Below are 7097 nucleotides of genomic sequence, written 5' to 3'. Positions count from 1 at the left end.
CCGCACCCGACATCCCGCCCCTCCCCGAGGCCGCGTAACATCACAGACCGGAACCTCCCTCGTCGAGCCTTTTACACCGCTCCGAGGACGCCACCTCACCCCAGGTCATCATCACTAGGGTATGAGGGTCGTGCCACTAGGAGTTTCTGGGCTTTCGCACCAGGTGCAACCGCCTGACCTGCATCGATGCCTCGCCGAACCCCCGAGAACCCCACTCAACTGTGGAACGCAGGCGTGTCCGGCCACCTCAGCCGTCGTTGCACAGAACGAACGTCGCGCATCCGTTCCATGTCTCCCCAGGGCTGCGCGACGGCCGGGACCCCGACTATCCGCTGCCCGGGTTAGGGTTCTCGGCCGTAGCCCGGTCCCGACCGCATGCGCCCGGTTTCAGCATCCAACGGGGCCGGGTACCGAGGAGGGGCTAGCTGCGATGGTGCCGTTTACGGCAATGGCCGTTCGGATCCGCTAGTGGCCGCGTTTCGCTCTGGTGTGGTGGCGGGTGGTGTCGCGGCCAGGATGTTGCGTACGACCAGCTTGTCCAGGCCGGTATATCGGGCGATGCGCGGAATGGAGTAGCCGGCTTTACGGGCGGCGACGATGGTCCTGCCCAGGTCCCGGCGGGCCTCTGAGACGGCTTGTTGTGCTGCGGCCAGCGTGGTCGCAGCAGTCTGCAGGTTGTTCTCGTGTGAGGGTTCTTGCTCTGGGGTGGGTCGGGGGATCATCAGAACGGGGCCTCATTGGCGGCAGGTGCGTCATCGGCTGGGACGTCGGGTCGGACCGTGCTCGCGGTGGTCCACGGATCGTCCGGCGCGCTCTCGCGCGGGGGAGCGGCACGCGGAGTGCGGCTGATGGTGACGGTCGCGAACGTCATCGAGGCTCCGACGTCGTCGACGTCCAGAACCATGCGGGAGCGCCGCTCGCCCTCGGGAGTCTCCCACCGGTCGGTTCGCAGGCGTCCCGCCACCACCAGCCGAGCGCCCTTGGACGCCGACTCCGCCACATTCTCCGCGAGCTGACGCCACGCGGTGCAGTCCAGGAAGGTCGACTCTCCATCGCGCGAGCTGTTCGTCTCTCGGTCGAAGACCCGTGGCGTGGACGCCACCGTGAACCGGGCGACGGGCACCCCCGCCGGCGTGAAACGCAACTCCGGGTCATCCACAAGGTTCCCGATCACCGTCAACGGCATCTCATTCCTCACACCGTCAGGCTAACGGCCTCCCAGCACTCTTCGAGGCCCCTCTACCGCCTGCCGCATCTTCCCCCTCTGGACAGAGCTGCGGTGCCTCGTTCGCCGGCCGGTCTCCCCCATCAGCCGCGTGCCCTGAGCATTCTTCGCTCTGCGCCATCACACGGCCGGAGAAGGACACTCCCGGGACTATTAGCCCCAGCCTGGCAGGATCGGCGGTAGGTCGCCCGTGCCCCGGGCCGGACGCTTCGGCAACCGGGCTTCGCCGTCATCCCCGTCCCAACGGCGTGCGTACTGATCGGGAAGGCTTCCCCAGCCCCAGTACGGAACCGGGTTGTCCGGCACTTCGCCGAGTTCCTCGAGGGGATCGATCCGCTGGCCGCCGACGGTGCAGATGTGGGCCCAGTCGTCGCCCATGTCGAAGACATACGCGAACTGCTCGCCAGGCTGCAGCCTGCTGAGCTTGGTGGAGGAACCGTCCAGCGTGCCGTCAGGGGCCTCCCCACCCCACCACTCCAAGGGGCTGACCTTGGTGACGCCGTCCGACAACGTGAAAAGGTGCAGATGGGCCAGATCCCAGCGGCCGAAAGCATGATTGACAGCTGCCGCCAGCTGCGTAAAGGAATGAGTGCGCGCTGCGGCGAAGATCCTGCCGGGCCGCGGCCACAGATCCGCACCGTGTCCGGAGACCAACTCCACCCGGACAGACAGCCACGTACGCGCCACGATCGCAGCTCCCTCATCCGCCCGTCTAGTACTGAGAACTCAGGGTACTGAAGGCGACTGCCGCCTGGGTAATGTTGGCAGCCGTGCTGACCGTTCTCGCCCGTGGCCTGCTGGCGTCGAGCAACGCCCGACGACCGACCAGGCTCGGTAGACGAGAGCACGTTGACGTTGCGGACGAGGCAGAAGGTAGCGAGTGACCGGGGACCGGCGAAAAGACGACGACGGTACAGCGCCGATCATGGTCACACTGCCGGGCGGTCAGGAAGTCAGGGCACGGCTTCATGCCCGGCGCCGGACGAACAACGGCTGGCAGTACCAGGTAGGAGTCCTCATATGGCAGGACACCGCCGATGCCGCTATGGAGCCGGTCGAACACCGGGCCTGGGTGAGCCCGGCACACGCGCACCCCATCCCCGGCGTCTCGTACCAGCACGTGCCGACCCAGGACGCGATCGGGACCGGCAAGATCCCGTCGCGGAGAAGTCAGCCCGCCTGGACACTCCAGTACCTGCCTCACCGCCCAGGGCACCCGGGCGCCACGCTCATCCACGTCATCGGCTGCACGCCCAGCAACCAGACGCTGGACCGGGAGCAGGCTCTGGCAGCGTTCAGCCAGCCCCGCGCAGCGGCATGCAGAGAATGCGCGGCAGCCGGTTCCCTCGCCGACAGCACCGGATCCCCCAGCCAAGCGACAGAGCCACTGCCGTATCCGCACGGTCCGGACCAAGAAAAGTCCGGGCAGGACGCAGACGCCGGCAGCATCGATCAGACTGACGTGCCGCGTTTCGGGTCGGAGTCTGCAGGCGTTCGCAAAGTCGAGTGAAGGGCTTGCGGGGAAGATCTACCCGGCCTTGATCAGAACAGTTCCAGGCCCTGGCTGCTGGTGTCTGCGATGACCGGCCTGGACTGGGCCGGCAGGCCGTCGAGACGGTCGGGGCCCGCAGCGGCGGCAACGTCGGGGGCGATCTCGCTCAGCCAGGTCCCAAACCGCCTTGCCGCTTCACGGTAGGGAACGCGAGCCAGGACACGGTGCTCGCCCGAAGGACAGAGGTCGACGGCGACGGTGAAAAGGCAGGAATGGGGCGCATGGTGGCTGCCGGTCCAGGACACCCGTAACGCACCACAGGGCTTGCGTCCGCGAGAGCCGCGGGGGGCGGGGTGGGTGGGGCGCAGCGGCCGGCAGGCTGTGTGGGCGGTCCAGGCGGCGAGGTGGGGCAGTGGCAGGGTGGTGCGGGCGCGGCAGCCGGAGCAGCGGTGCCAGTGGCGTAGCCAGGTGGCGGGGTGGGTGTCGAAGAGGCGCCGGTAGTGGCCGGCCACGCGGATGTCGTTGCTGTAGAGGTGGTCGGGGCGTTCTTGTGTATTGCAGGACTGGCATACGGGAGCACGGACGTAGCCGTGCTCGTGGCAGTGATCAAGAACGGCTGCTGGTGCGCTACCACAGACGGCGCAAGCCCACTCGGCTACCTTGCGGGCGATGCCGGGCTTCCTGCTGAGGACCGCATACACGTGGTCTTTCAGCTCCCCGTTGTAGGGGCGCAATGGGGAAGTTGGGCCTGCGCTCCTCTCGCAGCCGCCAGGGGTTCGCTCCTGGCGGTCCGGAGAGGGCGATTCGCTAGTGACTGGCCTTTCCTGACCGGCTCCAGCGGAGTGCAGCCACTGCCTTTCCGCATGCTCAGCCGAGTCCAGCAATCTGACCACGGTGCGCGGCAGCCACCACGTCCGCGCTATGCGCCCGCCGCTTCGTTCCACGCACAGCGACCGCCAGTCGATCCCCGCCAGGTGAGACAATCGGCCGCGCTCATGCCGTGCACCCAGTCCGCAATCGCCCGGCTCCAGCAGCTCCCGGATGATCCGCTCACGCCAGTACAGCAGCACCCCCTCACTGCGCTCGCGCTTCGGCCCACCGCCAAACGGACCGATACGGACCAGATCCTGACGGTCCATCTCGATAGCGTTCAACTCCGCTGCCGCCCGGCGTACCTCAGCCTCAGCAACGCACCACCGGCCGGCGCTCGTCCTCTCGGTAACCACCACACGACCACCGAGCAGGACATACCCCGACCCGGGGGCGGCAGGAAAGCCGGTAAACGCGGCAGACACCGTCGGCACAGCACTGCCAACCGTCAACTCAGCCCACAGAGCGTCCGCAACGCCCCCAGTGACCAGCCCACCCCCACCTGGAACAACACGCTCTGACATACCGCCAGGCTAGCGGCCCGCGCCAGCATCCTGCCCCGCCTTGATCCACACGGCCAAACAAGCAACGTGACCTCACCAAATGGGGCTCTGCATCGTTGCCGGGGAAAGGTAGCCGCTGTGCGATAAGAACGCCCAGCTCCGGATTACGGTCCACTCCCATGCCGTCGTCGACCAGGCCATCGGCGTCCTCCTGGCCGTCGGAAAACTGACCCCCGACCAGGGCTGGACCATCCTGCGCGAGGTCTCGCAACGCAGCAACATCAAACTCCGGCGCGCCTCGGAACTGCTCATCGACTGGGCCCACACCGGCACCCTGTGCACTGACGTCCGCATCGAACCGGAACGCCAACTCGCCCCGTAAGCCCGCACATCCCGCCGCGGCGTACTCACCCGGGTGCCGTTCTGTCATCGCGGCCATGATCATCACAGGGCACGCTGGAGAAGGTGGCAGCCCGGTGGTATGTCCCTCCCGAACTCCGAGTACCGGGCCGCTCCCGTTCGACGCGATTCTCACGCGGGCAACGGACGCGGCGGGGTACACGGGCACGCCAGAACAGGGTGCGAAGCGTCGCGAAAAGCCGAAAACCCCAGTCGAGGGGGGTCATTCCCGAGTGTTAACAGCAACTCGGACCCGGAGGGGGTTCTCGGTGACCACCAGATAGGTCACGCCCACAGCCTATCGCCGCTGAGTGATCCGACCGGCCGCTCACACTCGCGTGCTCCGCTCACCTGACCGGGTCTGATGGTCCGGGCCCATGGTGGGAGGCGGCGGCCCCGCGTCGCATCCACCCCTCGCGAACCGGGCCGCCCTCTGCAGTCCGCGGAGCGCAGCAGCGGTGAACAAAGGTGTGCCCGGCCTTGGAGCCTGCTACTGAGTGACTGGTTCCGAGGCAGCCGGGCGCAGTAAAGTGATCTCGCTTCACCTGCAGGCAGCACGGGTTCGGTACGCACTTACGGGGCGCGTGTCGTCTGCTCCCGGGTTGGAATCTCGCGGTCTTCGGGCCGGGGGTGAAGCGTCAGGGAGTGTGGCGGAACGGGCAGACGCGCCGGATTCAAGTCCCGGTGCCCTTTGGGCGTGAGGGTTCGACTCCCTCCACTCCTACCAAGACTTCGGCAAGGCGGCGGAACCGGGGGCGGTCGCCCCGACGAGGGAACGAGAAGGCGACCGCCGCCCGGGCCTGCTCCTGCCGACTCCTGTGACAACAGCAGCAGAGCGCCGCTTCTCTGTCAGTGTGCCCACGGGAAGAGAAGCGACTCACTCATTGTGCATGACAAGTCGCTGGAAGTGACAGCTTCTCGGTCGTCCGCGTGCTCGAGTCGCCCCTGGCGAGGGATCGGGCCCGCTCTGTCTGGCCGACGTTGACCATGACGTCGTAGCGTCACAGACAGGCCGTTGCCCGCACTCACCACGCTCCCCGTTACGGCACCGCGTCATGGTCCACGGACGACAGAGTTGACTGTGTTGTCCGTGCCTGGTCACTCTGCCGGACCCGGTAGGCGGCCTGACGGCAGCGGGCGCTGCAGTAGCGGGTGTTGGAGCGGCGTCGGGCGCCTGCCCAGAGCACGGTGTGGCAGGCGGGTGCCTGGCAGGTCTGGCGGGCGAGGAGGTCGTCCTGCTCGCGTGTGCTGGCGTGCAGGTAGTCGGCTGCGGTGGCGCCGATGGTGGCGCTCATCAAGTTCCAGGCGCGTTCACGCCTCACGCGCAGCCGGTAGGCGCCGGCCACACAGTTCGGGCCGCAGTACCGGCGCCGTGGCGAAGCGTTCTTCGAAAGCGGTCGGCGGCAGCGCTTAAACGCACACCGCCGCCGCTTCGCCTTGGTGTCCCCCGGCATTCCCGGCACCCCCCGACCCCAGCATGCCGCAGGCCCTGTCAGGGGCGCCCGGCGACGCCCGGACCGATCGATATTGATCACGGGGGCGGCCGTACCGTTCCCGGCCGAGCCTCCTTCCGGTCCGCGGTGAGGCGAAAGCACCACCACATACGGCGGCCCCAACCCGGACTATCCGTTCCCGCCCTACGGCACGGTCGTACAGATCAGGGCCCTGCTGGTCTTCCGCGCCGCCTACCGAGGCGGCATATAAGGCCCGGGGCACGTCGTGTCCCGCGGCGGCCGGTGTCGTTGCACAGGGCGCTGTCACCCGTTCCGGTACCTGGCCCGGACCCCGAACGGTGAGGCGACAGCCCCGGAGTCGCGCCCCTGCACAAACGCGACCCCACACGGTGGCCCGGTCGCGTATTGCGGCTCTGCGGGACCAGGCCACCATCGTCTCCTCAGGCACCGGCGCCTGTCAGCGGTCGTACCTGTTCGAGGGATTGACGGGATCGATCAACCAGGTCTTGGGTGAAGACTCGCGCATGAGCAAGGGGGCGCCGTATGAACGAGATCCTGCGCATCCAGGACCTGCCACCGTGTTCCCGCTGCGGCGGCGATCTCGTCGTCACCACAGCAGGGATGCCGCAGACGGACGAAGCCGGGCAGCCCATCACGCTGGAGCTGTGCAAGAGCTGCGACGCGGCCAAGCCCGCCGCCGCCGCGCTCCTCGCCTACTTCACCGAAGGCGGCGGCCACGACATCAGCCGGTCCGCGGAGGGTGCCCGGCTGCTGATGGAGTGGACGAAGGAAGGCATGGCCGACCACGGCTGGTCCTGGGTCGAAACGCCCAGACCGAGCCCGAACTAGCCGCCCACCCGCGCTCCCAGCAGACACAGGTTCCACGACGTCCGGCCGGGCAGGACGCCGTGACCAGTCACCTCAGCCGTCGTTGCTCAGGACATCGCGCATCCGTTCCATGTCTCCCAACCGTGAGGATGCGCGAGCGGCCGGGAACTCAACTATCCGCTGCCCGGGTTAGGGTTCTCGGCCGTAGCCCGGTCCCGACCGCGCTCTGGACGGAACCTGTCAACGTGATCAAGGCAGGTAGGTCGTTCTATCGCTGTGCCGGGATCGTTTGGTCGTCGGGCTGGGGTTGGTCGGGCTTGTTGATC

Annotated in this window: 8 protein-coding genes and 1 tRNA gene; 4 read left to right on the top strand and 5 right to left on the bottom strand. The window is 67.7% G+C overall.

Features of this window, described 5'->3' with window-relative positions:
* Nucleotides 1-440: 440 nt before the first annotated feature.
* From ABZT03_RS42315 to ABZT03_RS42305, 3 genes are all read right to left on the bottom strand, one after another.
* On the bottom strand, nucleotides 441-722 hold the full coding sequence (locus tag ABZT03_RS42315) for a hypothetical protein (RefSeq protein ID WP_356049401.1): 282 nt from the start codon (nucleotides 720-722) through the stop codon (nucleotides 441-443).
* Nucleotides 722-1198: a single-stranded DNA-binding protein gene (ssb, locus tag ABZT03_RS42310; protein WP_356049400.1), complete on the bottom strand. Its 477-nt coding sequence runs from the start codon at nucleotides 1196-1198 to the stop codon at nucleotides 722-724. The genes ABZT03_RS42315 and ssb overlap by 1 nt, the downstream gene beginning before the upstream one ends.
* A 180-nt stretch (nucleotides 1199-1378) precedes the next feature.
* A complete protein-coding gene (locus ABZT03_RS42305; RefSeq protein WP_356049399.1) occupies nucleotides 1379-1912 on the bottom strand; it encodes a hypothetical protein in 534 nt (177 codons plus the stop codon).
* A 238-nt stretch (nucleotides 1913-2150) separates the two neighbouring features.
* Here ABZT03_RS42305 and ABZT03_RS42300 point away from each other — a divergent pair, with 238 nt between their 5' ends.
* Nucleotides 2151-2735 (top strand): DUF6233 domain-containing protein, encoded by a 585-nt coding sequence (locus ABZT03_RS42300; RefSeq protein ID WP_356049398.1) that lies wholly within the window; start codon nucleotides 2151-2153, stop codon nucleotides 2733-2735.
* A 32-nt stretch (nucleotides 2736-2767) separates the two neighbouring features.
* Here ABZT03_RS42300 and ABZT03_RS42295 read toward each other — a convergent pair whose 3' ends face one another.
* Complete coding sequence (locus ABZT03_RS42295; protein WP_356049396.1) at nucleotides 2768-3418, bottom strand: endonuclease domain-containing protein; 651 nt, start codon at nucleotides 3416-3418, stop codon at nucleotides 2768-2770.
* Between the two features lie 808 nt (nucleotides 3419-4226).
* Between ABZT03_RS42295 and ABZT03_RS42290 the strand changes: the two genes are divergently transcribed.
* Together ABZT03_RS42290 and ABZT03_RS42285 are read left to right on the top strand one after the other, a co-directional pair.
* Entirely contained in the window at nucleotides 4227-4472 is a 246-nt protein-coding gene (locus ABZT03_RS42290; RefSeq protein WP_356049403.1) for an ANTAR domain-containing protein, read from the top strand.
* A 658-nt stretch (nucleotides 4473-5130) separates the two neighbouring features.
* Nucleotides 5131-5216 (top strand) — tRNA-Leu (locus tag ABZT03_RS42285).
* 313 nt (nucleotides 5217-5529) lie between these two features.
* Here the strand turns inward: ABZT03_RS42285 and ABZT03_RS42280 are convergent.
* The gene (locus ABZT03_RS42280; RefSeq protein WP_356049395.1) at nucleotides 5530-5784 is read right to left on the bottom strand and encodes a hypothetical protein; all 255 of its coding nucleotides are present in this window, start codon (nucleotides 5782-5784) and stop codon (nucleotides 5530-5532) included.
* Between the two features lie 702 nt (nucleotides 5785-6486).
* Between ABZT03_RS42280 and ABZT03_RS42275 the strand changes: the two genes are divergently transcribed.
* Entirely contained in the window at nucleotides 6487-6792 is a 306-nt protein-coding gene (locus ABZT03_RS42275; protein WP_356049393.1) for a DUF6300 family protein, read from the top strand.
* Nucleotides 6793-7097 lie beyond the last annotated feature (305 nt).

This window comes from Streptomyces sp. NPDC005574, assembly GCF_040605435.1.
In the GTDB taxonomy this organism is placed as follows: domain Bacteria; phylum Actinomycetota; class Actinomycetes; order Streptomycetales; family Streptomycetaceae; genus Streptomyces.
The sequence above is the reverse complement of the archived record's forward strand: the minus strand, read 5'-3'. Positions and strand labels throughout refer to the sequence as shown.

Coding starts and splice junctions, on each gene's coding strand:
- ABZT03_RS42315 (WP_356049401.1), bottom strand. CDS start 722: ATGATCCCCCGACCCACCCCAGAGCAAGAACCCTCACACGAGAACAAC.
- ABZT03_RS42300 (WP_356049398.1), top strand. CDS start 2,151: ATGGTCACACTGCCGGGCGGTCAGGAAGTCAGGGCACGGCTTCATGCC.
- ABZT03_RS42280 (WP_356049395.1), bottom strand. CDS start 5,784: ATGAGCGCCACCATCGGCGCCACCGCAGCCGACTACCTGCACGCCAGC.
- ABZT03_RS42275 (WP_356049393.1), top strand. CDS start 6,487: ATGAACGAGATCCTGCGCATCCAGGACCTGCCACCGTGTTCCCGCTGC.